Consider the following 1,040-nt stretch of genomic DNA (forward strand, 5'->3'; position numbering starts at 1 on the left):
GAAGCGGTTTTAACTGTTCTAAACTATTCATAACTAAAGAAAGATCTTGTTTATCAGCTATAGTATAAGCGATAATTTCTCGATTATATAAATCCATAATCGCTGATAAATAAAGTTTTTTGTCATAATTAGGCCCATAGATTAAAGTAGTAATATCAGTGCATAACTTCTCATAAGGTCCAGAAGCATAAAAATTATTTTGTAATAAATTTAAATCCGTAAGAGGTGGTTTTTTAAGAATATGTTTTCTATATTTGTTTTTAATAGTTTGGCATAACAAATAAAACTGTTTCATTTTTTTTAAAACAGTTTTAGGGTTTATTTTAAAACCTATTTTGATCAATTTATGGTGAACTTTACGATAACCTAAAATAAATTTACCAAAACGACGATTTCTCTTGCATATTTTAATAATCGCGTTTTCTACGGGGGTTAAGAATTGTGGTTTAAAAATTTGTTTTAACCAGCGATAATAAGTTGTTTTGGCTAAACCTAACCATCTTAAAAGTTGGTTTAAAGGGATTTTTTCTTTATATTCTCGAATAATAGCAAAATAAAGTTTTTTATTTTTTTTCGGGTTAGCACCTAATTTTTTTTTAATAGCGGTTTTAAAAGCTTGTAGGGCTACTTAGTTTTTATTTGCATAAATACCTTTACTATATTTATATTGTTTACCTTTGGGTTGTTGTAGGCGATGAAGTTGCTGCTTATCAAACCACATCATCCATTGATATATTTGAGTTTTATTTTTGATCTTATATTTGGCTTGAATTTGTTGGTTGCTTAAGAAACCTTCTTTTTTCGTAAAAATAACCTTTAATTTGGTATTTAAATCGTAATGATGTTGTTTGTTCGTTATAATAAGTAAAAAAAGAAGTCCCTTCTTTATTTTATTAACCTATTTTTATTATAAAAAAATTTCAGTTAATAAAATAAAAGTAAATTTAATAGAACTCCTTTTTTAAATGATTAGTTAATTGGTTATTACTTAGTATTCATGGGTTCTGTATATAAAGTAATATATTGTTTTACGGGGTTAA

1 protein-coding gene is annotated in these 1,040 nt (G+C 25.6%); it reads right to left on the minus strand.

Annotation, left to right across the window (positions count from 1 at the left end; all coding sequences use genetic code 11):
- The coding region (locus ON17_RS03975; RefSeq protein ID WP_334198830.1) for a DDE-type integrase/transposase/recombinase at positions 1 to 601 on the minus strand (601 nt) is incomplete at its 3' end.
- Positions 602 to 1,040 lie beyond the last annotated feature (439 nt).

This window comes from Poinsettia branch-inducing phytoplasma str. JR1 (assembly GCF_000309465.1).
GTDB classification, from domain to species: domain Bacteria; phylum Bacillota_I; class Bacilli_A; order Acholeplasmatales; family Acholeplasmataceae; genus Phytoplasma; species Phytoplasma pruni.